General features: G+C 74.1%; 26 protein-coding genes. 16 read left to right on the top strand and 10 right to left on the bottom strand.

Annotated elements, in window-relative coordinates:
- Positions 1-48: 48 nt before the first annotated feature.
- Entirely contained in the window at positions 49-1,053 is a 1,005-nt protein-coding gene (locus NDAS_RS09885; RefSeq protein WP_013153031.1) for a helix-turn-helix transcriptional regulator, read from the bottom strand.
- Positions 1,054-1,272: 219 nt separating this feature from the next.
- Between NDAS_RS09885 and NDAS_RS09880 the strand changes: the two genes are divergently transcribed.
- A complete protein-coding gene (locus NDAS_RS09880) occupies positions 1,273-1,695 on the top strand; it encodes a VOC family protein (RefSeq protein ID WP_013153030.1) in 423 nt (140 codons plus the stop codon).
- A gap of 73 nt (positions 1,696-1,768) precedes the next feature.
- Here NDAS_RS09880 and NDAS_RS09875 read toward each other — a convergent pair whose 3' ends face one another.
- Together NDAS_RS09875 and NDAS_RS09870 are read right to left on the bottom strand one after the other, a co-directional pair.
- Positions 1,769-2,674: an aminoglycoside phosphotransferase family protein gene (locus NDAS_RS09875; RefSeq protein WP_013153029.1), complete on the bottom strand. Its 906-nt coding sequence runs from the start codon at positions 2,672-2,674 to the stop codon at positions 1,769-1,771.
- Positions 2,675-2,932: 258 nt separating this feature from the next.
- On the bottom strand, positions 2,933-3,793 hold the full coding sequence (locus NDAS_RS09870) for a helix-turn-helix transcriptional regulator (protein WP_210745396.1): 861 nt from the start codon (positions 3,791-3,793) through the stop codon (positions 2,933-2,935).
- A gap of 87 nt (positions 3,794-3,880) precedes the next feature.
- Here NDAS_RS09870 and NDAS_RS09865 point away from each other — a divergent pair, with 87 nt between their 5' ends.
- The 5 genes from NDAS_RS09865 to NDAS_RS09845 all read left to right on the top strand — a co-directional run bounded on the left by NDAS_RS09865 (position 3,881) and on the right by NDAS_RS09845 (position 9,139).
- Complete coding sequence (locus NDAS_RS09865) at positions 3,881-4,645, top strand: SDR family oxidoreductase (protein ID WP_013153027.1); 765 nt, start codon at positions 3,881-3,883, stop codon at positions 4,643-4,645.
- A 304-nt stretch (positions 4,646-4,949) separates the two neighbouring features.
- A complete protein-coding gene (locus NDAS_RS09860) occupies positions 4,950-5,159 on the top strand; it encodes a 4-oxalocrotonate tautomerase family protein (RefSeq protein WP_013153026.1) in 210 nt (69 codons plus the stop codon).
- Between the two features lie 785 nt (positions 5,160-5,944).
- A complete protein-coding gene (locus tag NDAS_RS09855; RefSeq protein WP_013153025.1) occupies positions 5,945-6,802 on the top strand; it encodes an inositol monophosphatase family protein in 858 nt (285 codons plus the stop codon).
- A 479-nt stretch (positions 6,803-7,281) separates the two neighbouring features.
- A complete protein-coding gene (locus NDAS_RS09850) occupies positions 7,282-8,211 on the top strand; it encodes a ribonuclease Z (RefSeq protein WP_013153024.1) in 930 nt (309 codons plus the stop codon).
- 151 nt (positions 8,212-8,362) lie between these two features.
- Positions 8,363-9,139: a putative protein N(5)-glutamine methyltransferase gene (locus tag NDAS_RS09845; RefSeq protein WP_013153023.1), complete on the top strand. Its 777-nt coding sequence runs from the start codon at positions 8,363-8,365 to the stop codon at positions 9,137-9,139.
- 66 nt (positions 9,140-9,205) lie between these two features.
- On the opposite strand, the gene NDAS_RS09840 is transcribed toward NDAS_RS09845, so the two are convergent.
- A complete protein-coding gene (locus tag NDAS_RS09840; protein ID WP_013153022.1) occupies positions 9,206-9,454 on the bottom strand; it encodes a hypothetical protein in 249 nt (82 codons plus the stop codon).
- A gap of 250 nt (positions 9,455-9,704) precedes the next feature.
- On the opposite strand from NDAS_RS09840, the gene NDAS_RS09835 reads away from it, so the two are divergent.
- Complete coding sequence (locus NDAS_RS09835) at positions 9,705-10,412, top strand: ArsR/SmtB family transcription factor (RefSeq protein ID WP_013153021.1); 708 nt, start codon at positions 9,705-9,707, stop codon at positions 10,410-10,412.
- Positions 10,413-10,530: 118 nt separating this feature from the next.
- Here the strand turns inward: NDAS_RS09835 and NDAS_RS29565 are convergent, their stop codons facing one another.
- Positions 10,531-12,189, bottom strand: a complete 1,659-nt coding sequence (locus NDAS_RS29565; protein ID WP_013153020.1) for an FUSC family protein — start codon at positions 12,187-12,189, stop codon at positions 10,531-10,533.
- A 140-nt stretch (positions 12,190-12,329) separates the two neighbouring features.
- Between NDAS_RS29565 and NDAS_RS09825 the strand changes: the two genes are divergently transcribed.
- From NDAS_RS09825 to NDAS_RS09815, 3 genes are all read left to right on the top strand, one after another.
- A complete protein-coding gene (locus tag NDAS_RS09825; RefSeq protein WP_013153019.1) occupies positions 12,330-12,815 on the top strand; it encodes a MarR family winged helix-turn-helix transcriptional regulator in 486 nt (161 codons plus the stop codon).
- A 183-nt stretch (positions 12,816-12,998) separates the two neighbouring features.
- Positions 12,999-13,973: a phosphotransferase family protein gene (locus NDAS_RS09820; RefSeq protein WP_013153018.1), complete on the top strand. Its 975-nt coding sequence runs from the start codon at positions 12,999-13,001 to the stop codon at positions 13,971-13,973.
- 14 nt (positions 13,974-13,987) lie between these two features.
- On the top strand, positions 13,988-15,025 hold the full coding sequence (locus NDAS_RS09815) for an aminotransferase class V-fold PLP-dependent enzyme (RefSeq protein WP_013153017.1): 1,038 nt from the start codon (positions 13,988-13,990) through the stop codon (positions 15,023-15,025).
- 93 nt (positions 15,026-15,118) lie between these two features.
- Here NDAS_RS09815 and NDAS_RS28870 read toward each other — a convergent pair whose 3' ends face one another.
- Positions 15,119-15,271 (bottom strand): hypothetical protein, encoded by a 153-nt coding sequence (locus NDAS_RS28870; RefSeq protein WP_156910836.1) that lies wholly within the window; start codon positions 15,269-15,271, stop codon positions 15,119-15,121.
- Positions 15,272-15,488: 217 nt separating this feature from the next.
- On the bottom strand, positions 15,489-16,118 hold the full coding sequence (locus NDAS_RS09810) for a TetR/AcrR family transcriptional regulator (protein ID WP_013153015.1): 630 nt from the start codon (positions 16,116-16,118) through the stop codon (positions 15,489-15,491).
- A gap of 70 nt (positions 16,119-16,188) precedes the next feature.
- Here NDAS_RS09810 and NDAS_RS09805 point away from each other — a divergent pair, with 70 nt between their 5' ends.
- The 6 genes from NDAS_RS09805 (at position 16,189) to NDAS_RS09780 (ending at position 20,533) form a co-directional block, all read left to right on the top strand.
- Positions 16,189-17,061 carry a ketopantoate reductase family protein gene (locus NDAS_RS09805; protein ID WP_013153014.1) on the top strand — a complete coding sequence of 291 codons (873 nt, stop codon included), beginning with the start codon at positions 16,189-16,191 and terminating at the stop codon, positions 17,059-17,061.
- A 42-nt stretch (positions 17,062-17,103) separates the two neighbouring features.
- Positions 17,104-17,538 carry a hypothetical protein gene (locus NDAS_RS09800; protein WP_232051663.1) on the top strand — a complete coding sequence of 145 codons (435 nt, stop codon included), beginning with the start codon at positions 17,104-17,106 and terminating at the stop codon, positions 17,536-17,538.
- A 145-nt stretch (positions 17,539-17,683) separates the two neighbouring features.
- On the top strand, positions 17,684-18,073 hold the full coding sequence (locus NDAS_RS09795) for an Hsp20/alpha crystallin family protein (RefSeq protein ID WP_013153013.1): 390 nt from the start codon (positions 17,684-17,686) through the stop codon (positions 18,071-18,073).
- 172 nt (positions 18,074-18,245) lie between these two features.
- Positions 18,246-18,818, top strand: a complete 573-nt coding sequence (locus tag NDAS_RS09790; RefSeq protein WP_013153012.1) for a TetR/AcrR family transcriptional regulator — start codon at positions 18,246-18,248, stop codon at positions 18,816-18,818.
- Positions 18,815-19,996, top strand: a complete 1,182-nt coding sequence (locus NDAS_RS09785) for an FAD-dependent oxidoreductase (RefSeq protein ID WP_013153011.1) — start codon at positions 18,815-18,817, stop codon at positions 19,994-19,996. Before NDAS_RS09790 ends, NDAS_RS09785 begins: the two co-directional genes overlap by 4 nt.
- 297 nt (positions 19,997-20,293) lie before the next feature.
- Positions 20,294-20,533 (top strand): hypothetical protein, encoded by a 240-nt coding sequence (locus NDAS_RS09780; RefSeq protein ID WP_013153010.1) that lies wholly within the window; start codon positions 20,294-20,296, stop codon positions 20,531-20,533.
- Positions 20,534-20,568: 35 nt separating this feature from the next.
- On the opposite strand, the gene NDAS_RS09775 is transcribed toward NDAS_RS09780, so the two are convergent.
- The 3 genes from NDAS_RS09775 to NDAS_RS09765 all read right to left on the bottom strand — a co-directional run bounded on the left by NDAS_RS09775 (position 20,569) and on the right by NDAS_RS09765 (position 23,617).
- Complete coding sequence (locus NDAS_RS09775; RefSeq protein WP_013153009.1) at positions 20,569-21,462, bottom strand: transglutaminase domain-containing protein; 894 nt, start codon at positions 21,460-21,462, stop codon at positions 20,569-20,571.
- Positions 21,459-22,310 carry a MerR family transcriptional regulator gene (locus NDAS_RS29560; RefSeq protein WP_013153008.1) on the bottom strand — a complete coding sequence of 284 codons (852 nt, stop codon included), beginning with the start codon at positions 22,308-22,310 and terminating at the stop codon, positions 21,459-21,461. The genes NDAS_RS09775 and NDAS_RS29560 overlap by 4 nt, the downstream gene beginning before the upstream one ends.
- Positions 22,311-22,450: 140 nt before the next feature.
- Complete coding sequence (locus NDAS_RS09765; RefSeq protein ID WP_013153007.1) at positions 22,451-23,617, bottom strand: aminotransferase class V-fold PLP-dependent enzyme; 1,167 nt, start codon at positions 23,615-23,617, stop codon at positions 22,451-22,453.
- Positions 23,618-23,633: the final 16 nt, after the last annotated feature.

Genomic DNA, 23,633 nt, shown 5'->3' with positions numbered 1-23,633 from the left:
CCGGGGCCGCCCGCGCCCCGGAGTGCGGCGATCCGCCCTCCGGCGCGGTCAGCGCTCGGGGGCGCGGGCCTGACGGCCGCCGCCCGCGTAACGGCGGGCCAGCCGCGCGAAGGCGTCCTCCAGCTCGGGCGGTCCGACGACCTCGAAGTCGGCGTCGAAGCGGCCGACGGCCGAGGCCAGGCCGACCCACGACCAGGAGCCGAGGACCAGGCGGCAGCGCTCGGGACCCACCTCCTCGACCAGCCCGTCGTGCGCGAAGGGAGCGACGGCGCGGGCGGGCAGGTCGAGGATCACCTCACCGCGGCAGGGCCAGTCGACCGTTCCGTCCGAGCCCCGGAACCTGCCGATGAGGAAGGCCGCCACATCACCCCCGGGCACCTCCCGAGGGGTGAACCGGGGGCCGTTGGGACTGCGCAGCGCGATGCGGTCCACCCGCAGGGTCCGCCAGTCCTCGCGCTCGACGTCCCAGGCCAGGAGGTACCAGTGCCCCGCCCAGGTGACCAGGTGGTGGGGCTGGACCCGGCGCGGGCCCACGGCGGCCTCGTCCCGGGAGGCGGACCGGAAGGCGGGGGCGTAGTCCAGGCGCAGTTCCTCGCGGGCGTGCACGGCGGCGCTGATCGCCGTGAGCAGCCCGCCGTCGGCCCGCGCCCGCGGGGCGGAGGGCGGGGCGACCACGGCGACCCGGACCGCGTTGATCCGTTGGCGCAGGCGGGCGGGCATGACCTGTCGAACGGTGTTGAGGGCGCGCGCCGCGGCCTCCCCGATCCCGGCGCCGGTGGCCGTGGCCGCCTGGAGCGCGACGGCCAGCGCGACGGCCTGCTCGTCGTCGAACAGCAGCGGGGGCATCCGCGACCCCGCGTCGAGCCGGTACCCGCCGTCGGGCCCCTTGAAGGTCGTGATCGGGTAGCCGAGTTCGCGCAGACGGTCCACGTCACGTCGGACCGTGCGCGCACTGACGTCCAGCCGGTCGGCCAGGTCCTGCCCCGACCAGTCCCGGCGGGTCTGGAGTATGGAGAGCAGCGCCAGCAGGCGGGCGGAAGTCTTCATCACCATGGGATCCATCCTGCTGGAAGTAGAGGACACACCCTGGCCCCTACCCCTGCCAATGTGAGACCGCAGACGCCGACGGGGACCGACACAGGCGCGGTCATCGCGGGTCACGGCCCATCGGCGGCGGGCACCAGGTGCCCGCCGCCAAGGGGAGCGGTGGCGTCCGCCCGTGACACGCACCCGCTCGGCGCATGTCCACACCCACACGACCAGGGAGCCGGCATGTCCGTCACGACCACGACCCACCTGAACCTGCGCGGCGACGCCCGCGCGGCGCTCGACTTCTACCACTCCGTCTTCGGCGGGGACGTCGTCGCCGTCACCTACAAGGACGCGGGCAACGTGACCAACCCCGACGAGGCGGACTGGGTGGTCTGGGGCCAGGTGGTCGCGGACAACGGGTTCCGCGTCATGGCCTACGACGTGCCCTCGGCGATGCCGTGGGACCAGGGCGAGAACGCCGTCTTCGTCTCCGTGCGCGGTGACAGCGCCGACGAGATCACCGGCTTCTGGGAGAAGCTGTCCGTGGGCTCGACCATCGTGCAGCCGCTGGAGCCCTCCCAGTGGGCGCCGCTCTACGGGATGCTCAAGGACCGCTTCGGCGTCGTCTGGGTCCTGGACGTCGCGGCCCCCTACAACGGCTGACCCCGCGCGGAGGGGGTGTGCGCCGGGCCGAGCACCCGCCCGGCGCACGCCTTTCTCCCTGCCGGGGCCCTGTTCAGCCCTTGGTGAGGCGCCGTAGCGCGGCGCGGGCGGGCGCCCCCCAGCTGGCGTGGCCGCCCGCGCGTCCGCGGACCCCGGCCTCGCCGACGAGGAGGCCGCCCAGGGCGCACAGCACGGCCCACCCGCGGGCCCGGCGCAGGGTCGCGGGGTCCGGGGTCGGCCGGTAGGCGCGGTAGAAGCGCCTGACGGCGCCGTCCGGCAGCAGGATCCAGGCGGCGGCCAGATCGCAGGCCGGGTCGCCCGTGGACAGGTCGCCGAAGTCGACCACGCCGCAGAAGGTGCCGTCCGCGGTCAGGACGTTGGCCGGGTGCAGGTCGCCGTGCAGCCACAGCGCGGGGCCCCGCCACGCGGGTGCGGCGACGGCGTTCCTCCAGATCGCGCGGACGGCGTCCGGATCCTCGACCAGCCCCATCGCGGTGGCCGAGGCGAACTGTTCGCGGAACTGCTCGGCGCAGTCGGTGAGGGGGCCGCCCTTGCCGCTGGCGGGGGCGTTGTCGGGGGCGGGCTGGTGCAGAGCGGTCAGGAAGGCGGCCAGGTCCTCGGCCGCCCGTTCGGCGTCCGTGGCGGGGGCCAGGTCGGCGGGTGTGCCCGGTACCCAGGTGGTGACGATCCAGGGCCGTTCGAACCGGGGGCTGGGCACGCCCAGCCGCAGCGGGACCGGGACCGGCAGGGGAAGGCGCGGGGCGAGCGCGGGCAGCCAGGGGAGCTCTCCCTGCATCAGCGCGTTGGTGGACCGCCATGACCAGGGCAGCCGGACGGCGAGGTCGTCGCCCAGCCGCCACATCTGGTTTCCCCAGCCCCGCGATCCCGAGTGCAGGGGGCGGTCGGCGAGGTCGGGGTGCTGTTCGAGCAGCAGACCTCGGACCAACTCCGCGGTGAGGCCGATCGGGGGGTGCGCCATGGCAAGCAACAGTAGTTCACCGATCCGGCCGCGTTCGCTGCCGGCATGCGCACGCCCCGAGGGCCCCGTCGCCTCCGGAGGGGACCCAGCAGGCCCGAAAGGGGCAACGGCCGCCGGGTGGGTCTACGCCGCGTTCGTGATCGGTGTGTCCTCCCGCCGCGTGGTGGGCTGGTGGGTGTCGCGGTCGCTGCGCACCGCCCGTTTCCAACCCGGACGGTGAGGGGCGCTGCACGGCCCCGGGATCGCGGTCGGGAGTCCTCAGAGCGCCGGTCCGGTGACTTCCTGGGTACCGAGAACGGCGAGCAGGTCAAGGAGGTCGGCGCTGTCGGTGCCGACCGCGGGGGTGAACCAGAGCAGCCGCTGTCGGCCGTCCTCGCTGAACAGGTGGAGGCAGTTGACCTCGATCAGGCCGAGCGTGGGGTGGTTGAGGCGTTTGCGGTCGTCGCGCCGGAACGCCACGTCGTGTTCGGCCCACAGGGCGGCGAATTCGGGGGAGGCGTCGGTCAGCGAGCTGATCATCGAACGGGCTTCGGTGTCCTTGGCGCCTCGTCTGGCGGCGGCTGCCCGCAGGTCGGCGACGAAGGCCCGGGACTGGCCCTCGTGGTCGGCTTCGGGATACATCTGCCGGGCGCCGGGCTCGGTGAACCACCGGTGGACGAAGCTGGCCCGGGCGCCGCGGAGGCCGGAGTGGTCCCCGAGCAGCGCTATCGCCAGCGGGTTCTGCACGAGGGTGACGTGCAGGTCGGTGATGACCTGCGCGGGTGTCGACGTCAGACGGATGAGCAGGTCGAGCATGCCGGGGTGGACGTGCGAGGCCGGTCCGCCGTGCGCGGGCACCGGGCGGTCGGCCAGGTGGTAGAGGTAGTCGCGCTCGTCGGCGGTCAGGCGCAGGGCCCTCGCCAGAGCGGCGACCATCTGCTCGGAGGGCTGGGATCCGGCACCGCGTTCGAGTTCGTTGTAGTAGTCCACCGATGCGCCTGCGAGCTGGGCGACCTCCTCGCGGCGCAGCCCGGGCACCCGGCGGCGGAGCCCGTGGGGAAGTCCCACATCGGCCGGACGGATGCGTTCACGCCGCGAGCGCAGGAAAGCTCCCAGCTCGGTGTATCTCACAGAACCCATGTCATCCATTCTGCGTCCGGCCGGGACGCCGACACAGGGGATGAGATCCCCTGGTTCCCCCGGTCGGCGGCGTGCACCGTGGAGGACATGACTACGGACCACACCACAAGCACCCCTTCGCCGGACGCGCGTGTCGCCGTCGTTACCGGCGGATCACGCGGCATCGGCCGAGCGGTCTCCCTCAGACTCGCCCAGGACGGCCTCGCCGTCGTGGTGAACTACGCCCGCGACGCGGCCGCCGCCGAGGAGGTGGTGGCGGCGATCACCGCCGCCGGCGGGCGGGCGGTCTCGGTGCGGGCGGACGTGGCGGACGAGCACGCGGTCGCCGAGCTGTTCGACCGGGCCGAGCAGGTGTTCGGCGAGGTGGACGCCGTGGTGAACTGCGCCGGCCGACTCGCTCTGTCGCCCATCGCCGACCTCGACCTGGCGGTGCTCGACGCCGTACACCGCACCAACATCCGTGGCGCTTTCGTCGTCGCCCAGCAGGCCGCCCGACGACTGCGCGCGGGCGGCTCGTTCGTGGGCTTCTCGACCTCCGTGGTCGGCACCAGCTTCCCTGCCTACGGTGCGTATGCGGCGAGCAAGGCGGCCGTCGAGTCGGTCACGCTGATCCTCGCCCGCGAGCTGCGCGGGCGGGACATCACCGTGAACACCGTCGCCCCGGGCCCCACGGCCACGGACCTGTTCCTCGAAGGCAAGACCCCCGAGCAGATCGACCAGCTCGCCAAGGCGGCGCCCCTGGAGCGGCTGGGCACCCCCCAGGACATCGCCCAGGTGGTCGCCTTCCTCGCCAGCCCGGCAGGGCACTGGGTGAACGGCCAGGTCATCCGGGCCAACGGGGGCCTGGTGTGACGCCACGGTCGGACGCCGCACCCCGTCGCCCCCGGCGTCCGGCCGGGCGGCACCGACCGCTTCTCCCTCGCCGACCCAAGCCGTTGACGCACGCAGCGCCCCCAGCCGCGACGGCTGCGAGGTGGAGCCGCTCATGTGCGCCCGGATCCGGGCGCGGTCCCGCCAACGGCTCGGCACCGACGAACCGCTGACCCCCGCGCCGGCACCTGCCAACGCCCACACCAACCGAGAACGGCACCGTGGCCACACGTTCTCGGACACATGCTTCCGCATCACGGGAGAACCCAACCAAGGAGGAACACCCATGCCTTTCGCCAACTTCAAGGTCCCCGCGGGCACCATCACCCCCGAGGACAAGAAGAAACTCGTCGAGCGCACCACCGACCTGTACGTGGAGATCTACGGTGAGCGGGCCCGACCCACCACCGTCGTGCTGGTCGAGGAGGTCGCCGACGGCGGCTGGGGCGTCGCCGGCGGCGTCCTGACCGCCGCCATGCTCAACGGAGACGCCTGACCCTCCCGTGCGGGGCTCAGCGCGCTGGGCCTGGTGCTCGACTCCGCGGGTGCCTGACCCCAGTGCGCGGCCCTTGTCTGGCCAGGGCCTGTGGTCGTTGGGCGAGAGCTTTTCCGCGGCGCCGTCACGGCGAGGAGGCCACGCCTGGCCGACCTGTGTGCAGGGCGCTTAGCGCACGATCCTGCTCACGCCCCGAGACCGTCAGCGGCGTCACGGCGCTGGTCCTGGACCCCGACCAGGGCCGTTCCCCCAGGTCGCGGCCGTCACTGACGGCCGCCAGGGGCACCTGACCGCAGAGCCCTGGCAGGTCGGCTCTCCGGTGGAACTAATAACGTTTCGTTGGTTACGTTATTAGTTAACGTAAAGCCAATCCGCACACGCAATGAAGGTCCAGACACCCCCGCGTTCTCACCTCCGATAAGTGAACCTTATAAGGTGTTACTACATGTGTTGCTACAAAGAGGGCGGGGGAGCCCGGAGTTTCGTTGGCGGCGCCCTCGGGGACTGCTGGCCGGGGCCCGAAAACGCGATGGATACAGCGAGGGCTGTACTAACGTCGCGTGGCCCCCAGGGCCCTCCGTCCCGGCGTACGCGACCTGCTCCACTCGCGTCTGGAGTGCTCCGGTCTGGTGAGATTCGCAGACGGTGTGCGCAGCCGGGCAGCTCCCTTCGCGGTTGACGTGCTCACTCCGCTCAGCTCTCTCAGCCGAAGTGCTCACGGGCTGTGTATCTGCTGGGCTACGTAGGGAACGTGGGCGCATGGGGTACCCACGGGAAGGAGCGCTATGACAGACCCAGCAGTTCTGGTGCTGGCGCACCACCTGGCCGACCGGGCAGGAGCCATCGCACAGCACCACTTGGCGGCGGATGGCCTCACGGTCCGCGCCAAGGGAGACGGAAGTCCGGTCACCGACGTTGACCGGGAGATCGAGCAAACCCTGTGGTCCCAGATCCGCCAGCACTACTCCAACGACGCATTCCTCGGCGAGGAGTCCGACGCCTTTGGTACCGCCCACCGCCGCTGGATCATCGACGGCATCGACGGAACCGCGAGTTTCATCGCTGGTGAGCCGGAGTGGAGCACGCTGATTGCCGTCGAGGAAGACGGCGATATCACTTTGGGCATGGTCTCCGCACCAGCGCTGGGTCGCCGCTGGTGGGCGGTTCCAGGCACTGGCTCATGGGAGGGGTCGTATTCCTCCCAGTCACCGACACCCCCGCATCGTCTGTCCATCGCTGATGGTGGTGACGTGCACGATGCCACTCTCGGGATCTGGCCGCCCTCCACGAGGATGAGCGAATCCCAACGCACCATCGCAGCGACACTCGCCGAACACGTCGCACATACCCGGCCCTCGCGCGAGTGGTCCACGGTCGGTCCCACCACGCCTCCGGCCCGGAAACCGTCCGCTGGATCCGGCACCTGTCATGGCGGCCTTCTTGTCGCGACCGGTCAGTTGGATGCCTTCCTTCTGATGGGAGCAGGCCCATGGGACATTGCCGCGCTGGTACCCATCGTCCAAGAGGCTGGCGGCGTCTTCAGTGACCTCTCTGGCCAGCAGCGCATTGACACGGGTGTCGCTCTGTTCGCAAGATCCGGCCTCCACCAACAGCTCCTGGACATCGTCGCGTCAGCTTGTTGACTCGAACACTCACCACCAGAAACACGTTCGTGACCGCCTTTCTGGCCACTGCCAACATCAGCGAGGGGCTGATGTTCCATCCGGACCGCGCCTGTGGCAGTCGTGTACGGACACAGTTTTCTGAGCGGGTCAGCCGAGAGAAGCGCGAACAGTGATCAGGTTGTTTGCGACTCCTTGCAGTTGGATTCTCCATCGATCTGCTGAACTCACTGGTCAGAACCTTGCCCGTTGCGCGGATCAAGTGGGGACGGGCCCACCCCCGGGGCGAGGAGGGCTGCCCCAAGAGGTGGGCGCTTCCTCCACCGGTCGGCGGTGAGCGCGTGCGGCACGCGGGCCCTGTCGGCGCCGACGGGCCGGGGCGACGTCCTGGCCCCTCTCCCGGGCGACGGGGAGCAGGGACGGCACCCGCTCGCGGGTACGCGCGGACCCGCACGTTTCCTGGCAGGGGCCCCGACCCGCACTGTGGCAGGATCCCTCCCATGTCCGTACGCGAACTCGTGGTCCTGGGCACCTCCAGCGCGGTGCCCACCCGCCGCCGCAACCACAACGGCTACTTCCTGCGCTGGGACACCCACGGCGTCCTGTTCGACCCCGGCGAGGGGACCCAGCGCCAGATGCGCCTGGCGGGCCTGGCCGCCACCGACATCACCCGCATCTGCGTCACCCACTTCCACGGCGACCACTGCCTGGGCCTGCCCGGCACCATCCAGCGCATCGCCCGCGACCGGGTGCCCCACACCGTGCGCGTGGCCTACCCCGCCGACGGCCAGAGCTACTGGCGGCGGCTGCGCCACGCCACCGCCTTCCACGACACCGACGTCGTACTCCCCCAGCCGGTCGGCGGCACCGGTTCCTGTCTGCTGGGCGAGTCGGACCTGCGCGTCACCGCGCTGCCGCTGCGCCACTCGACCACCGCCTACGGCTACCGGCTGGCCGAACCGGACGGCTGGCGGATGCTGCCCGAACGGCTGGCCGCCCACGGCGTGCGCGGCCCCATGGTCGGCGAACTCCAGCGGCGGGGGTCGGTCACCACCGCCCAGGGGCGCCGCGTGGAGCTGGCCGACTGCGCGCGGCCGCGCCGGGGCCAGGTCATGGCGTTCGTGATGGACACCGCCGAGTGCGAGGAGGCGGTCGAACTCGCGCGCGGAGCCGACATGCTGGTGATCGAGTCGACCTACCTGGACACCGAGGAGCACCTGGCCCGCGCCTACGGCCACCTGACCGCCCGCCAGGCCGGGCGCGTGGCCGCGCGCGCCGGGGCGCGCACCCTGGTGCTCACCCACATCTCCGAACGCTACGAGGACCGCGACGACGCCCGCTTCCTCGCCGAGGCCGCCGCCGAGTTCGACGGGCCCCTCACACTGGCCCAGGACCTGCAACGCCTGCCGGTGCCGCCCCGCGACTCCTGAGACGGGCCCGGTCGGGTAGAGTTCCGGGGCACCGAACCGCACAACCGAGGGGGTGAGGACGATCTCCGCTGTCGCAGGAGGGGCGTTCCCACCGCGAGGTCACGCACCCGCGTCGTAGCCGGAGCGCCCGACAGTTCGTCGAAAGGCTCTCGTGGCATCCCCACCTTCCCCGGTCTCCCCTGCCCTCGTCGCCCGTCTGCGCGAAGCGGGCTGCGTCTTCGCCGAGCAGGAGGCGGACCTGATCGCCTCCGCCGCGCGCACCCCCGACGAACAGGATCGGATGGTCCGGCGCCGCTGCGCCGGCCTGCCCCTCGAACACGTCCTGGGCTGGGCCCTGTTCTGCGGGCTGCGCGTGCGCGTGGACGAGGGCGTGTTCGTGCCCCGCCCGCGCACCGAGTTCCTGGCCCGCCAGGCCCGCGCCCTGCTCACCCCCGGCGCCGTGGCCGTGGACCTGTGCTGCGGTTCGGGGGCCCTGGGCGCGGTCCTGGCGCACACCCGCGCCGACATCACCCTGCACGCCGCCGACATCGACGCCGCCAGCGTGGCCTGCGCCCGGCGCAACCTGCCCGGGCACCGGGTGCACCGGGGCGACCTGTACGACGCCCTGCCCCCGGATCTGCGCGGCCGCGTCCAGGTGCTGGTCGCCAACGTGCCCTACGTCCCCACCGACCGGATCGCGCTGCTGCCCGCCGAGGCGCGCGTGCACGAGGACCGGCGGGCCCTGGACGGGGGACAGGACGGGCTGGACCTGCTGCGCCGTGTGGCAGCCGACGCCGGCCGGTGGCTGGCTCCGGGCGGCCGGGTGCTGGTGGAGGTGGGTCAGGAGCAGGTTCTGGCCGCGCGGGAGGCCTTCGTCCGAGGCGGTCTGGCCTGTGAGGTGGTCTCCTGCCCGGAGTGGGAGGCCACCGTGGTGACGGGCACCCGCTGACCGTCCGGACCCCCGTGTACGCCGTGCCCGGGTGGACCGTCGCCGCGCCCCGCCCGGGCACGGCGGTCAGGTGTCCTGGTCGTCGGACCTCTCGGACATCCGGTCGCGTACCTGGGTCAGGGTCTGGATCAGCTTGTCCAGGTAGGGGCGGTCCCCGCTGTCGTCATGCAGGTGCAGGGTCACTCCGGGCGCCACGTCGACCAGGGCCAGGGCCAGGAGGTCGGGGTGGTCCCGGCGCCAGAACACCTTGACGTCCTCGGCGTTGGGTTGGCTTATGGAGAGCTTGACGGTGGTGGTGATCGAGGTGGTGCTCACGGAGTTCCTCCTGGAGGCGACGGGGTCGCTGCGTTCGGGTACGGCGGTGCGCTGCCGCTCGTGAGGCTTCGTCGCGGGGCCGGGTCGGAGGCGCCACTCCTGTGGGCCCGGTGTCCATGGGCGTGACCTCTCCCCCCTTACCTACCCGCGGGTGGGGGCGCCGCCCCTTTTCCGGCCTGCCGGTTCGTGCGGACCGGCCGCGCGCCACGTTTCGGTCGCCGCCGCACCGTGTACGACGCATCCTGGAGGTATGCACGCTCCCGACGCCACCCGCCTGGCCGCCCTGGCCGCCCTGCTGGCCGACCCCACCCGCGCCGGGGTGTGCCTGGCGCTGCTGGACGGGCGCGCCTGGACCGCCGGGGAGCTGGCCCGCCACACCGGTGTGGGTGCCTCCACCGTCAGCGAGCACCTGACCCGGCTGGTCGAGGGCGGTCTGCTCGCCCAGGAACGCCAGGGCCGCCACCGCTACGTGCGCCTGGCCGACGAGGCGGTGGCGCATCTGGTGGAGGCCCTGGCCGCGCACGCCGACCCGGGCCCGGCCCACCAGCGCCCGCGCACCCTGCGCACCGTGCACGCCGACCGGGCCCTGGCGCGGGCGCGCACCTGCTACGACCACCTGGCCGGAGGGCTGGGCTGCGCCGTCACCCGGGCCATGACGGGGCGGGGCCTGCTGACCCAGGACACGGGGTTCGCGCTCACCGAGGCCGGGGTGGCCTGGTTCGCCGAGCAGCGGATACCGCTGGCGCGCGGGGGAAAGCGCCCGCTGGTGCGCTCGTGCCTGGACTGGACCGAACGCCTGCCGCACCTGGCCGGAACGGCCGGGGCGGCGCTGTGCCGCCACGCGCTGGACGCGGGGTGGTGCGCGCGCGTGGGTTCGGGGAGGGCGTTGCGGATCACCGAGCGGGGTGAGCGGGCCTGGTATGAACTCCTGGGGGTGCGGGCCGCCGCGCTCGGCTGAGCACCGCGGCCTCGTGTGGTCCCCGCTTCGCGGCATGGACCGCGGTGGTCGACGGCGTTCCCGGCCCGCGCTGGCAGCCGCCGGCGGCCTCGCCCTGCCGTGGGTTCCGTCCTGCGCCTCACTCCGGAAGGGCGCCGACCGCTCGGCCGGGCAGGGCGGCCCCGTCCAGCAGGGCGCGGGCGCGGCGTTCCACGTCCTGGACCTCCCGCGCGCACGCCCCGGCCAGCCACGGCTCCCCCTCGGCCAGGGCGTGGGAGGCGCGCAGCGCCACCAGGCTGCGCGCCAGGCGTCGGTGCGCGGCCGCGTCGGCGCCCGCGCACTCCCGCGCCCGGGCGAGTTCGCGCTCGCACGCGGCCAGGGCCTGGCTCAGGTGGTCCCCGGCGCGGCGGTTGGCGACCGCCGCGCACACCAGGAGCCCGACCGCGGCTCCCAGCACGGTGGCCCACAGCCGCTCGGCCGCCAGCCCGTCCGCGCCCGGGTCGGCGTCGGCCAGGCCCGACAGGGCCAGGGTGAGGGGGGTGACGAACACGATGGCGTAGGAGTAGTTGGTGGTCACCACCAGTTCGGCCGCCATCTGGCACGCCACCACCAGCGCGATGACGCCCAGCGGGGAGTAGTCCAGGCTGAAGAGCACGGCGGCCAGCGCCACGCCCACGACCGTGCCCGCGCCGCGTTGCAGGGTGCGGTGCCAGGTGGTGGTGACGTTGACGGCCTGCAGGACCGATCCGGCCGAGACGGCGGCCCAGTAGCCGTGTCCCATGCCCAGCGCCCAGGCCAGGGCACCGGCCAGCAGGCAGGCCAGGACGATGCGCACCACCGACACCGGGGTGGGCGAGGGCGCGCGCAGTGCGGCGCGCAGGCGCTCGACCGCCCCGGGCGGGGGTGCGTGGTGGCGGCGCAGGTGTGCGGCGGCCTGGGACAGGGCGGCGTGCTCGTCGGCGCCGACCAGGGGTTCGACGGCGCGTTCGGTGCGCAGGCGGCGGGCCAGTTCGCTCATCTCGGCGGCGGCGCGGGCGTCGGTGACGCGGTCTCCGGTTCCGGTGAGCAGGGTTTCGGCGCGGGCGGTGAGGACCTCCAGGGCCTGGCGGGTCGGGGTGTGCCCGGGGGAGGACAGCAGGACGTGCCAGGCCTGGTGGAGGGCGGTCTCGGCACCGGTGCGGGCGGGGGGTGCGGGGTGGCGCAGGTGGCGGGCGAGGGCGTGCAGGGCGCGGGCGACCGCCAGGCGTTCGGGGGCGGTGGGATGGACCAGGGCGCCGACCAGGGCCAGGGCCCAGCACAGGGCGGCCGCGGCCGCGGTGGTGGCCGCCACCACCGGCAGCGCGGTCAGGGGCTGGGGGTTGTAGGCGGCCACCCCGGCGGCGAAGACGAACATCAGCCCGGCCGGGGCGCCGAACTCCAGGGCGTCGGAGAGGTACTTGGCCCCTCCGGCGACCAGGGCCACGACCGTGATGGCGGCCAGGGGGTGGGGGAGCGCGGCCGAGACCAGCGCGCCCAGGGCCACGGCCAGGGTCAGGGTCGCGCCGACCACGGCCAGGAGCCGGGCGCGGCGGGCGTAGGTGTCGTCGCGCGCGTACAGGGCGGTGAAGCAGCCCATGGCGGCGTAGGGGGCCAGGTCGATGCGCCCCGCGGCGTGCAGCGCCAGCAGGGGCAGGGCCACGCACACTCCGGCGCGCAGCGCGGTGACGGCGACGTTGCCGCGCACGGGCCTGGGCGCGAAGGCCCCGCGGGTGGTGAGGGTGCGGCGTAGCGCACCCCACAGGCGATAAAAGTAATTCACAAGTAAATTATCTTAGGATGTTCTGCGGGCCGGACGAACCCCCGCGGGGGGAGAGACCGCCCACTTCCGCCCGGCACCCCGCCCACGGGCACGCCCGCCCGCACCCGGCGACCGGCCCCGCCGCACACGCGAAGGACACCATGAGCGACGCCGTCTCCCGCTTCCTCGACAGCTGGTCGCGCCTGCGCCCCGACCTGGACCTGACCAGCATGGCCGCCATGGGCCGCGTCCTTCGCCTGGCCGCCCTGATGAACAACGCCACCGAGGACGGACTCGCCGACGCCGAGGTCACACGCCCCGAGTTCGAGGTCCTGGCCGCCCTGCGCCGCTCCCCCCACGGACTGCGCCCCCGCCAGCTCACCCGCGAGACCATCTCCTCGGGCGCCGCCACCACCAAACGCCTCACCCGCCTGGAGGCCGCCGGGCTCATCACCCGCACCCCCCTCGAACGCGACCGCCGCGAGGTCCAGGTCCGCCTCACCGAACGCGGACAGGCCCTGGCCGACACCCTCTTCGCCGGACAGCTCGACCGCGAGGCCGACCTCCTGCGACCCCTGACCGGCGACGAACGCGCCCAGCTGGCCGACCTGCTCTCCCGCGTCCTGTCCCCCATCGACCGCGCCTGAACCCCGCGCCGACGAGCGCCGGCGGCGCGCGGCCCCACCCGCCGCCGGCCGGGACGGCCGCGTCGACTGAGCCGGGCTCGCGGCTCCGGCCCGCGGCGAGTGGTCGGCGCCAAAACCACGGGCACACCCCGCCGGGGCCGTGCGAGGATGGCCGCCCACCCCACCACACCCCTCAGGAGTGCCATGAGCGCGCCCGCCGTCGACCTCGCCCGCGCCGTCCCCGACCTGCTCGGGCGCCCCGGCCCCGCCCGCGCCGTCCAGCGCCTGCGCGGCGGCTCTAAGAAGGGCGTCTACCGCCTGGCTCTGGACCAGACCACCGTCATCGCCTACCTGTGGCACGACAGCGAGGACTACTGGCCCGCCACCGCGCACGGCGCCGACCCGGCCGACCCCTTCTCCCACGCCTCGGGCGCCGACCTGTTCACCGCCGCCCACCGCGCCCTGACCGACCTGGGCGTGCGCGTCCCCCGCCTGTACGCCCTGGACACCAGCGGCGCCCACCGCCCCGGCTGCCTGGCCGTCCTCGAGGACGTCCCCGGTCCCACCCTCGAAGAACTCCTGCACCGCGACCCCCGCGCCGCGCGTCCGGTCCTGGACCGCCTGGGCCGCGACCTGCGCACCATGCACGCGAGCACCGACACCGCCTTCGGCAAGGTCGCCCACCTGGACGCGGGCGGCGCCGCCGACGCCCCCTCCTGCCACCAGCTGGTCCTGGACCGGGCCCTGACCGACCTGGACGAGGCCGCCCACCGCGACCCGCGCATGCGCCGGAGCCGCGAACGCCTCACCGCCACCCTGCACACCCTGGCCGCGCGCGTGGAACCCCGCCGCGAACACGCGCTCATCCACGGCGAACTCGGACCCGACCACGTCCTGGTCGACGCCCAGGGCGCCCCCGTCCTGATCGACATCGAGGGGCTGATGTTCTTCGACGTGGAGTGGGAGCACGCCTTCCTGCGCCTGCGCTTCGGCGGGCACCACCCGCGCCTGGCCACCCGCCCCCTGGACCCGGCCCGCACCGCCCTGTACGAACTGGCCCTGCACCTGTCCCTGGTCGCCGGTCCCCTGCGCCTGCTCGACGGCGGCTACCCCGACCGGGCCCTCATGCTCGGCATCGTCGAGCACAGCCTCCACATCGCGCTGGCCACCACCGCCTGACACACTCGGTACCCATGGACGACACCATCACCGACCTGTGGAGCACCGACACCGTCTGGCTCAACACCGCCCAGTACGGCATCCCGCCCCGGCCCGCCCACCAGGCCCTGGCCGACGCCGTGCGCTCCTGGCACACCGCCACCGGGAACCCCGCGGCCTGGGGGCGCGAACTCGAACAGGCCCGCGTCAACCTCGCCGCCCTGGTGGGCGCGCCCGCCGACGACCTCACCCTGGGCGCCAGCACCGCCCAGATCGCCGGGACCATCGCCGCCAGCCTGCCCGACGGCGCCCGCGTCCTGGTTCCCGAGGGGGACTTCGCCTCGATCGTCTTCCCCTGGCAGGCCCAGGCCGACCGCGGCGTCACCGTGGAGGCCGTCCCCCTGGACCGCCTGGCCCAGGCCGTGGACGCGCGCACGCACCTGGTCGCCTTCAGCACGGTGCACTCGGCGAACGGACGCCTGGCCCCCACCGGCGACATCGTCGCGGCCGCCCGCGCCCACGGCGCCCTGGTCGTGGCCGACGCCACCCAGGCCGCCGGATGGACCCCCCTGGACGCCACCGTCTTCGACGCCCTGATCGCCTCGGCCTACAAGTGGCTCATGGCGCCGCGCGGCCTGGCCCTGGCCTACCTGTCCCCCGGCCTGCGCGCGCGGCTGCGCCCCAACAACGCCGGCCCGGCCGCCGCCCGCGACACCGCCTCGGCGATGTACGCCGCCCGGATGGACCCGGCGCCGACCGCCCGCGCCTTCGACACCTCGCCCAACTGGTTCGCGGCCGTGGCGGCCGCAGCCTCCAGCCGGGTCCTGCTGGAGGCGGGCCTGGAGAGGGTGCGCGCCCACAACACCGCCCTGACCGACCACTTCCGCGCGGCGCTGGGGCAGGAGCCCGCGCACTCGGCCATCACCAGCGTCGACCTGCCCGGCGCCTCCGAGCGCCTGGCCCGGGCCGGGGTGGTGACCACCGAGCGCGGGGGCCGCACCCGCCTGTCCTTCCACCTGTACAACACCCTCGACGACGCCGAGCGCGCCGCCAAGGCCCTGCTCCAGCCCTAACACGGGGGGGCGCGCCCCGCCGGGCGCGCATCCCGCCGCCCCACCGTCGCGGTCGGCCGCCTTCCCCGACACGGGAGGGCGGCGGAGCGGGACTCAGCCCCGGCCTGCCTGGAGTTGCTGGACGCGCAGCCGCAGCACCTCCGGTGCCCACCGGCCGTCGTCGCCGGGGAGGGGCACCACGTGCAGGGCCAGGCCGTCGACGAGCGCGTGGAGTTCGCGCGCCAGCCCCGGCCGGTCCGCCCCCAAAGCGGCGCAGGCCCGTTCGCGCAGTGGGCGGTGACATGGCCGAGGTCGCACCGCGCCTGGACCCCAGCGAGATCACCGCGATGGCCGCGGGCGTGATCGTCGGGGACATCCCGCGGCTCATGGCAGTCGCCGACACTCCCTGACCAGCAGGGAGGGGGCGCACCATGCGGACCACGACCTGCGCCACCGCCCGTCCGACCGCGGCCGTCCCGGCCCGTCAGGGCCCCGTCGGCGGTGCGCCCATCGCCGCGGCCAGGAACGTGACCGCCCAGCGCCGGGCCGCCTCGCCCGCTTCCGGGGACGGGCAGTCCGGGGTGGGCCGCTGGTGGACCTCGACACGGTCCACGGCCGTCACGGCGAGGACACCCCGCATCCGGAACCACAGCTCCTCCGGGGAGAGGCCGGGCAGTGCGCGCGCGAAGGCGGCCAGGTAGCGCTCACGGACCGTGTCCTGACCCGCACCGGCCCAGCTGCGCACCTCCTCGGCCGGGTCGCTGAGGATCATCACGATCAGCCGGGACCGGCGGGCGCCGCCCTCGTCGCCGGCCGGCATCCCGTCGAACAGCGGCCCCGCGAACGCCTCCACCAGCTCGGTGACCCCGGGGTCCGCGGTCTCGGCGAGTAGCCGGTCGAGCCCGGCGCACTGCGCGGCGTTGATGGGCTCGACCACCCGGCGGGCGACCGCGGACATGAGTTCCGCCTTCGACCCGAAGTGGTACCCGACGGCGGCCAGGTTCGCTCCGGCGAGGTCGGTGATCGCGCGGACCGAGGTGCCGCGGTAGCCGCGCTCGGCGAAGAGGCGCTCGGCCGCGTCGAGGATCTGGGTGCGGGTGTCAGGTGGTGCCATGCCTGCGTACACTACAGACATCTGATTCAAACGAACGTATGATTTAAACGAACGTACGGAAAAGGTGGCCATGAGAATACTCGTGTACGGTGCCGGGGTCCTCGGCAGCGTGTTCGCAGCCCGCCTGCATGAGGCCGGGCACGACGTCGCCCTCCTCGCCCGGGGCGGGCGCCTGGCCGCCCTGCGCCGACACGGCGTGCAGCTCGTCGAGGAGGACGGCCGGGCCGTCCGGCGGGTACCGGTTCCGGTGGTCGAGCAGCCGGACGGCGGGTACGACCTGACCGCAGTCCTGGTCCGGGCCCACCAGGCGGACGCGGTGCTGGAGTCGCTCGCCGGCCTCGACGGTGACGTGCTGTTCCTGCACAACTGGGCTGGCGGCCCGGAGCCGCTGGGCGCGGTGATCGGGCACGAGCGGGTGCTGCTCGGCTTCGGCACGGCCGGCGGCACGATGGACGGCGACGTGGTCCGCTACCGCGCGCCCGGTTTCCTCACCCGCCGGGTCGCGACACCGATCGGCGAGCCCGACGGCCGTACCACCCCGCGACTCGAACGCATCGTGCGCACGTTCCGCACCGCCGGGATCAACACCAGGATCGAGCCGAGGATGGACGCCTGGCTCACGACGCACGCCGCGTTCGGGGTACCGCTCGGGCAGGCGGTGCACACGGCGGGCGGCCCGGTGGCGCTGTCCCAGGACCCGGGCGCGGTCCGCGCCATGCTGCGCCTCATGCGGCGGAGCCTGACCGCCCTGCCCGGGCCGCCGGTGCCCCGCGGGCTGGCCGCGCTGCACACCCTGCCGGAAGGCCTGCTCGTGGCCGCGCTGCGGCGCTTCCTGCGGAGCCCGACGGCCGTGCACAGCGGACTCAGCAACACCTCACCCGCAGAGGCGGCCGAACTCGCGCGGCTGGCCGAGCAGCTCGGCGCCCGTACGCGGGCCCGGTAGGCGGCAGAGGGCCGCTGGAACGAGGAGTTCGACCTGGTCACCATGACCGGCCACGCCTTCCAGGAACTGCGTGCCGACGAGGAGGTCGGCGCCGCGCTGCGGGCGATGCGCCGGGCCCTGGCCCCGGGCGGCCTGGTGGCCTTCGAGACCCGCAACCCGGCCGCGCGCGCCTGGCAGAGGTGGACCCCCGCCCACCCGCACCAGGTCACCACCGCCGACGGTGTGCGCGTGAGCGACGTCCACGACGCCGCCGCTCCCACACCCGAAGGACTGGTGACCTTCACCAGCACCACCACCCGCTCCGACTCCTCCCTCCCCTTGCGCACCGTGAGCACCCTGCGCTTCGTGGAGGCCGACCACCTGGACCTGCTGCTGGAGCGGTCCGGGCTGCGGGCCGTCGAGCGGTTCGGGAACTGGGACCGCTCGCCCCTGACCGCGTCCAGCCCCGAGATCATCACCCTGGCCCGAACCCGCTGACCACGCGTTCCACGCCCCAGACCCCGACGCACACGGGGCCTGGGGCGTCGTCGTGTGGGGTGGCCCACACCGCCTTGACGCGCCCAAAGTCGTCAATAAACTTGAGTCCATCAGCATCAAGCCGAGGTTTTTCGGGGGTTCTTCCATGCTTCTCACCCGCACCATCCCCTTCGACGTCACCACCTCCACCGCTTCCGCCGCGCGCAACGCCGCCATGGACGCGGTGCGCACCCAGGACGCCCTCGTGGTCCGGATCGACCTGCCCGGCGTGCCCGCCGACGGCATCGACCTGGAGGTGGAGGGCTCGGTGCTCACCGTCCGCGCCCAGCGCCCCGAGCGGACCGAGGAGGGCCGCGTCCTGGTCGGCGAGCGCCCCACCGGCACCGTCACCCGCCGCCTGCGCCTGGGGCAGGACCTGGACACCGAGCACATCGAGGCCGACCACACCGACGGCGTCCTGACCCTGCGCGTCCCGGTCGCCACCAAGGCCCAGCCGCGCAAGATCCTCCTGGGCCAGGGCGGCGCCACCGCCTGACCCGGCAGAACCGACAGGGGGTGTGAGGACCACGGGGGACCTCACACCCCCTTCTTCTTCGTGCGCGCCCGCCTCCGCGGCTTGCCCCGGGGGCGGGCGCTGTGCCATTCTCGGAATTGGGCGAGTGACCAATACATTCGCCCAAGGCGATCGACCAAGAAGCGGGACGCACATGGCACCACGCGGCGAGGACGTCAAAGGCCGCCTGCTCCGGGCAGCGGCCGAACTCATCAGCGAACGCGGCTGGTCAGCGGTCAGCACCCGCACACTCGCCGACCGCGCGGGCGTGGGCCCCGGCCTGGTCCACTACCACTTCCCCTCCCTCCAGGCCCTGCTCACCCAGGCCGCCACCCAGGCCATCACCGCCATCGTCGAGGAGGCCGTCCACCTGCTGGGCCCCACCACCACACCCCACCAGGGACTCGCGCTGATCCTGCGCGAGCTGGACCGCTACCCCGGCGACGACCCCGCCTCCCACCTGGTCACCGAGACCTACCTGGCCGCCACCCGCGACCCCCACCTGCGCCGGGCCGTCACCGGCGTCCTGGACCTGATGCGCCGCCACCTCACCGACTGGCTCGCCCACGCCGGCGTCCCCCAACCCCGACAGACCGCCACCGTCCTGGCCGCGACCCTGGACGGCGTCCTGCTGCACCGCGCCCTCACCCCGGACCTGACCTCCACCGAGATCGAACCCGTCCTGCGCCGCCTGCTCACCCACCACACCCCAGGAGCACACCCATGAGAGCGATCGTCTGCGGAGCCGGAATCGCCGGACTGGCCGCGGCCCACCGCCTGCACACCCACGGCTGGCAGGTCACCGTCCTCGAACAGGCACCCGGCCCCCGCACCCAGGGCTACATGATCGACTTCTTCGGCCCCGGCTACCGGGCCGCCGAACTCATGGGCCTACTGCCCCGCCTGCGCGAACTCGGCTACGACATCGACCACGCCACCTTCGTCGACCGCGACGGCGCCCCCCGCGCCACGCTGGGCATCCAACAGTTCTCCCACCTGGGCGTGGTCTCCCTCATGCGCCCCGACCTCGAACGCGCCCTGCGCGAAACCCTGCCCCCCGACGTGCCGGTGCGCTACGACGCGGCCCTGCACCGCGTCCAGGACCACGGCGACACCGTCGAGGTCACCCTCGCGGACGGCCGCACCCTGACCGGCGACCTGCTCGTGGGCGCCGACGGCATCCACTCCACCGTGCGCGCCCAGGTCTTCGGCTCCGCGACCGACCACCTGCGCTACCTGGGCTTCCACACCGCAGCCTTCGTCTTCACCGACCCCGACATCCACGCCCGGATCGACGGCGGCTTCTACCTCACCGACACCACCGGCGCCCAGATGGGCCTGTACGGGCTGCGCGACGGCCGCGTAGCCGCCTTCACCGTGCACCGCAGCCCCACCCCCGACCGGCCCGCCGACCCGCGCGCCGAACTGCGCCGCACCCACGCCGACCTGGGCTGGCTGGTGCCCCGCGCCCTCCAGCACTGCCCCGACCCCGAACACGTCTACTACGACCAGGTCTCCCAGAGCGTGGTGCCCCGCTGGAGCCGGGGACGCACCGTCCTGCTCGGCGACGCCTGCGGCGCGGTCTCCCTGCTCGCGGGCCAGGGCGCCTCCCTGGCGGTGGGCGGCGCGTTCGTCCTGGCCGAACACCTGGCCTCGGCCCCCACCGTCGAGGAGGGACTGAGCCGCTACGAGCACCAGTGGCGCCCCGAGGTCGAACAGCGCCAGCGCGCCGCCCGCCGCACCGCCCGCTGGTTCCTGCCCCCCACCCGCGCCCAACTGCTCCTGCGCCGCCTGGCCCTGCGCCTGACCCGCCTGCCCGGGGCGAGCTGCCTGCTGGCGGGGGCGCTCACCGGCAAGCCCACCCCCGCCGTACACGAGCACACTCCCTTGACCGTCCGCGACTGAAACCCCCCGTGGCACGCGTTCGACCGTGTCCACCGCGGCCCCTGACGCGGCGACGGGCCCACCCCCGGCCGGGGAGAACCGCGGCCTGCCCGGAGCGACCGGCAGAACCCGCCGCACCGACGACGAGGGCCGCGCTCACACGAACCGCCGGGGCCGCCCCGGCACCGTCCTGTCCGAGAGGAACGTGAAGCCGTGCCGTGCGCCCGCACCGGTCGGCCACGCCCCCACCACCAGGCCCAGGGGCCGACGCCAGGGCCGCGCGGCACGGGCCGAACTCCGACGAGAGGGACCACGACCGTGAAGCCGAACGACCCCCGCTGCTCCCTGTGCGGGCGCCAGTACGACGCCGAGTTCATGACGGGGCTGCCCTGTCGCGTGTTCAGCCGTGAGGACGTCGTGACCCCGGGCTGCCCGGCCCAACAGCACATGATCGCGGACATGGAGGCCACCGCGCCCCGAGCCACCACCCCCGCGGCCGGAGGATGCCTCATGCTCCTCCTGGCACTGCCGACCCTGCTGATCCTCCTGCCGGTGTGAACCGCGCCGCCCCCGCCCCGGCGGCCCGCACCCGCTCACCCGGGCTCGACCACCCGCCGCTCCAGGTCCACCCACCCCACGAACCCCGACGGCGACGCGCACAGCACCCGCCCTCCCGGGTTCAACCGCCCCCCACGGGCGTACCGGCACGCCAACTCCCGCTCGGCGGCCCCGTCCCCGCCGTCCGCGGCCACCAGCAACCGCGCCACCTCGTCGAACACCCCGTCGTCCTCGGCCTGCATGGCCTCCCAGGTGTCCCACAACAACACCTCCTCGCCCTGGCGGTGCGCCAACTCCAACAACACGTAGGCGCGCACGAACCCCGCCCCCCGCCACGGCAGGTCCGGGTGCACCCCGTAGCGGTCGGCGTCCACCTCCCCCGCCCGGTGGGCCAGCCACACCTGCGCCGCGCTGGCGAAGACCGCGCCCCGCGCGGCGGGCGCACGCGGGAGGTCCAGGACATCCACCGGCCACGAACCCGCCGGGTCCAGCTGGGTGTCCGCCCACACCCACCGACCGCCGTCCCAGTACTCGCTCACCACGTGGTCGGTCCCAAACCCCTCGTGCAAGTAGGAGGCGAACCCCACCCGGGTACGCGCCGCCACCCCCCGCTCCCGCAGCGCCGCCACCGTCACCAGCGCGAAATCACGACAGCACCCCACCAGCGGCCGCGCCCGGGGCCGCGTCCACGGCCCCGGGCAGCGGGCCTGGTCGGTGGCCAGCATCGCCTCCACCCACCGGTGGTCGATCTCGGCCAACCGCGCCCCGGTGAACACCTGCCCGCCGCCGCGGTAGTGGGTCACCACCCCGCGCAGCACCCGACCCAGCCCCGCCACGTCCCCCGGCAGGCCCGCCAGCACGCCGGCGTGCCGACCCGGATCGCTGTAGGGGGTGTGCGCCGCCCACCGGTCCACGTCCACCGCGCTCATCCGCGTCCCGCCTGTCTCATCGGCCGCGCCACCAGCGCGAACACCGCGTCCCGGTCCACCTCGTCCCAGGAGGCCTCGTACACCTCACGCAGCGGCCCCGCCGCGTGCGCGCCGCGCTGGAGCATCCACCGCTCCACCGCCCGGTAGGCGCCCATGATCCGCGGATAGAAGCAGTCGCCGCGCCTGACCTCGCACACCGCGCGCACGTGGGCGGCCTCCACCCGGATCACCGTCTCCCCCTCGGGTTCGGCCTGTCCGGTGAAGGGCACCGCCACCTCGATCGGCGCGGGCCCGTCCGGGGTCACCGCACCGTGGTAGACGACCCAGAACCCGGGGCCGGGGCGCGCGCCCTGCCCCACCAGCAGGCGGCGCAGCGCCCGCGCCCGCCCGTGCAGGGTCGCCACCAGGTTCTGCTGGTCGGTGCGGACCCGGACCGCCGCCACCTTGGCCGCCGCCACGTGTTCACCGCGCACCCGCCACACCGGCTCCGGGGCCCGCTCGGCCGCCCCGCCCCAGGACAGGCGCAGCTCGGCCAGGGCCGCGCGCCGCGAACGCAGCGCCTCCTCCTGGGCCCGCCACCACGCCTCGGCCCGCTCCAGGGCCTGCCCGCCCTCCTGGGCCATCACCTCGGCCACCACCGCCAGGGGCATGTCCATCTGACGCAGCAGGCGGATGCTCCGGGCCCGCTCCACCTGGGCGGCGAGGTAGACGCGGTGCCCGCCCGCCCCCACCCGGTGGGGGACCAGCAGACGCGAGCGCTCGTACAACCGCAACGCCTTGGGGGAGAGCCCGCTCGCACGGGCGAACTCCCCCCGGGAAAGCCCCTCGCGGGGCGGTGGGGTGCTCATGGATGCGAGTGTGGCCCCTGCCCCAAGGGCACCGTCAACACCCGCTCGCGTCCCGAGCGCCCGGCGCCCACGACCGGACCATCCGCCACCCGGCCCGCCACGCCGACCCGCGCGCGGCGAAGACCGCGGCCCCGGCGCGCCTACAACCCCCTGACCGCGTCCGCCAACGCCTCCACCTCGGCCTCGGTGTTGAAGTAGTGCACCGAGGCACGCACCGCCTCGTCCACCCCCACACCGGGCTCCCACACCTGGTTCCACAACCGCGACACGCTCACCCGCACCCCGGCCTCCCCCAGCGCCGCACGCACCCCCTCTGCCGCCACACCCTCCACCGCGAACGTCACGATCCCCGACCGCACCCTCCCCCGGTCCAGCACCCGCACCCCCGCCAGACGCCCCAACCGGTCCCGGGCCTGCTCGGCCAGCGCCCCCACCCGCTCCCGGATGGGCTCCATCCCCACCGCCAACGCGTAGTCCACGGCCACACCCAACCCGATCTGACCGGCCACGTTGCGCTCGAAGCTCTCCAACCGGCGCGCGTCCTCACGCACCCGGTACCCGCGCCCCTCCCAGTGCGCCGACGTCACGTCCACCACCGGCGGCTCCCCCAGGTCCGCCCCCGACCGCACGTACACGAACCCCGTCCCCCGCGGCCCGCGCAGGAACTTGCGCCCCGTCACCGCCAACACGTCACACCCCAGCCGCTCCACGTCCAGATCCCACTGGCCCGCCGACTGGCACGCGTCCAACACGAACAACACCCCGAACCTGCGGCACAGCGCCCCGATCCGCTCGGCCGGGTTGACCAGCCCGTTGTGCGTGGGCATGTGGTTGATCGCCACCACCCGCACCCCGCCCCGCGCCAACTCCCGCTCCAGCGCCCCCACGTCCATCACCCCGTCGGCGTCGTCGGGCACCACCTGCACCCGCACACCCCGCTCACGGGCCGCCTTGACCATCCCCAACGCGTTACTGGGGTACTCACTGGCCGTGGTCAGCACCCGGTCCCCCTCGGCGAAGACCACCGACCCGAACGCCAACTCCCACGCCCGCGTCGCACTCTCGGTGAACGCGATCTCCTGCGGGCGCGCACCCACCAACCGCGCCACGGCGGTGTAGAACCCCTCCACCCGCGCCTGCGCCAGCTCGGCCGCCGCGTAACCCCCCACCCGCGCCTCCAGGCGCAGGTGATCCACCACCGCCTCCACCACCACGTCCGGCGGCAACGACGACCCCGCGTTGTCCAGATGCGCCGCCTGCCCAACCCCAGAGGTGTCCGCCCGCACCGCAGCCACATCCACGCCCATCCAGCCCGCCCCTCCC

It is taken from the genome of Nocardiopsis dassonvillei subsp. dassonvillei DSM 43111, assembly GCF_000092985.1.
Taxonomy (GTDB): Bacteria; Actinomycetota; Actinomycetes; order Streptosporangiales; family Streptosporangiaceae; genus Nocardiopsis; species Nocardiopsis dassonvillei.
This window is presented reverse-complemented; position numbering and strand designations above follow the sequence as displayed.

Coding starts and splice junctions, on each gene's coding strand:
- NDAS_RS09790 (WP_013153012.1), top strand. CDS start 18,246: ATGGCACCACGCGGCGAGGACGTCAAAGGCCGCCTGCTCCGGGCAGCG.
- NDAS_RS09825 (WP_013153019.1), top strand. CDS start 12,330: ATGAGCGACGCCGTCTCCCGCTTCCTCGACAGCTGGTCGCGCCTGCGC.
- NDAS_RS09850 (WP_013153024.1), top strand. CDS start 7,282: ATGTCCGTACGCGAACTCGTGGTCCTGGGCACCTCCAGCGCGGTGCCC.
- NDAS_RS09785 (WP_013153011.1), top strand. CDS start 18,815: ATGAGAGCGATCGTCTGCGGAGCCGGAATCGCCGGACTGGCCGCGGCC.
- NDAS_RS09805 (WP_013153014.1), top strand. CDS start 16,189: ATGAGAATACTCGTGTACGGTGCCGGGGTCCTCGGCAGCGTGTTCGCA.
- NDAS_RS09860 (WP_013153026.1), top strand. CDS start 4,950: ATGCCTTTCGCCAACTTCAAGGTCCCCGCGGGCACCATCACCCCCGAG.
- NDAS_RS09815 (WP_013153017.1), top strand. CDS start 13,988: ATGGACGACACCATCACCGACCTGTGGAGCACCGACACCGTCTGGCTC.
- NDAS_RS09870 (WP_210745396.1), bottom strand. CDS start 3,793: ATGGGTTCTGTGAGATACACCGAGCTGGGAGCTTTCCTGCGCTCGCGG.
- NDAS_RS09800 (WP_232051663.1), top strand. CDS start 17,104: ATGACCGGCCACGCCTTCCAGGAACTGCGTGCCGACGAGGAGGTCGGC.
- NDAS_RS09835 (WP_013153021.1), top strand. CDS start 9,705: ATGCACGCTCCCGACGCCACCCGCCTGGCCGCCCTGGCCGCCCTGCTG.
- NDAS_RS09775 (WP_013153009.1), bottom strand. CDS start 21,462: ATGAGCGCGGTGGACGTGGACCGGTGGGCGGCGCACACCCCCTACAGC.
- NDAS_RS09885 (WP_013153031.1), bottom strand. CDS start 1,053: ATGGTGATGAAGACTTCCGCCCGCCTGCTGGCGCTGCTCTCCATACTC.
- NDAS_RS09875 (WP_013153029.1), bottom strand. CDS start 2,674: ATGGCGCACCCCCCGATCGGCCTCACCGCGGAGTTGGTCCGAGGTCTG.
- NDAS_RS29560 (WP_013153008.1), bottom strand. CDS start 22,310: ATGAGCACCCCACCGCCCCGCGAGGGGCTTTCCCGGGGGGAGTTCGCC.
- NDAS_RS09795 (WP_013153013.1), top strand. CDS start 17,684: ATGCTTCTCACCCGCACCATCCCCTTCGACGTCACCACCTCCACCGCT.
- NDAS_RS09855 (WP_013153025.1), top strand. CDS start 5,945: ATGACAGACCCAGCAGTTCTGGTGCTGGCGCACCACCTGGCCGACCGG.
- NDAS_RS09820 (WP_013153018.1), top strand. CDS start 12,999: ATGAGCGCGCCCGCCGTCGACCTCGCCCGCGCCGTCCCCGACCTGCTC.
- NDAS_RS09810 (WP_013153015.1), bottom strand. CDS start 16,118: ATGGCACCACCTGACACCCGCACCCAGATCCTCGACGCGGCCGAGCGC.
- NDAS_RS09765 (WP_013153007.1), bottom strand. CDS start 23,617: ATGGGCGTGGATGTGGCTGCGGTGCGGGCGGACACCTCTGGGGTTGGG.
- NDAS_RS09880 (WP_013153030.1), top strand. CDS start 1,273: ATGTCCGTCACGACCACGACCCACCTGAACCTGCGCGGCGACGCCCGC.
- NDAS_RS09865 (WP_013153027.1), top strand. CDS start 3,881: ATGACTACGGACCACACCACAAGCACCCCTTCGCCGGACGCGCGTGTC.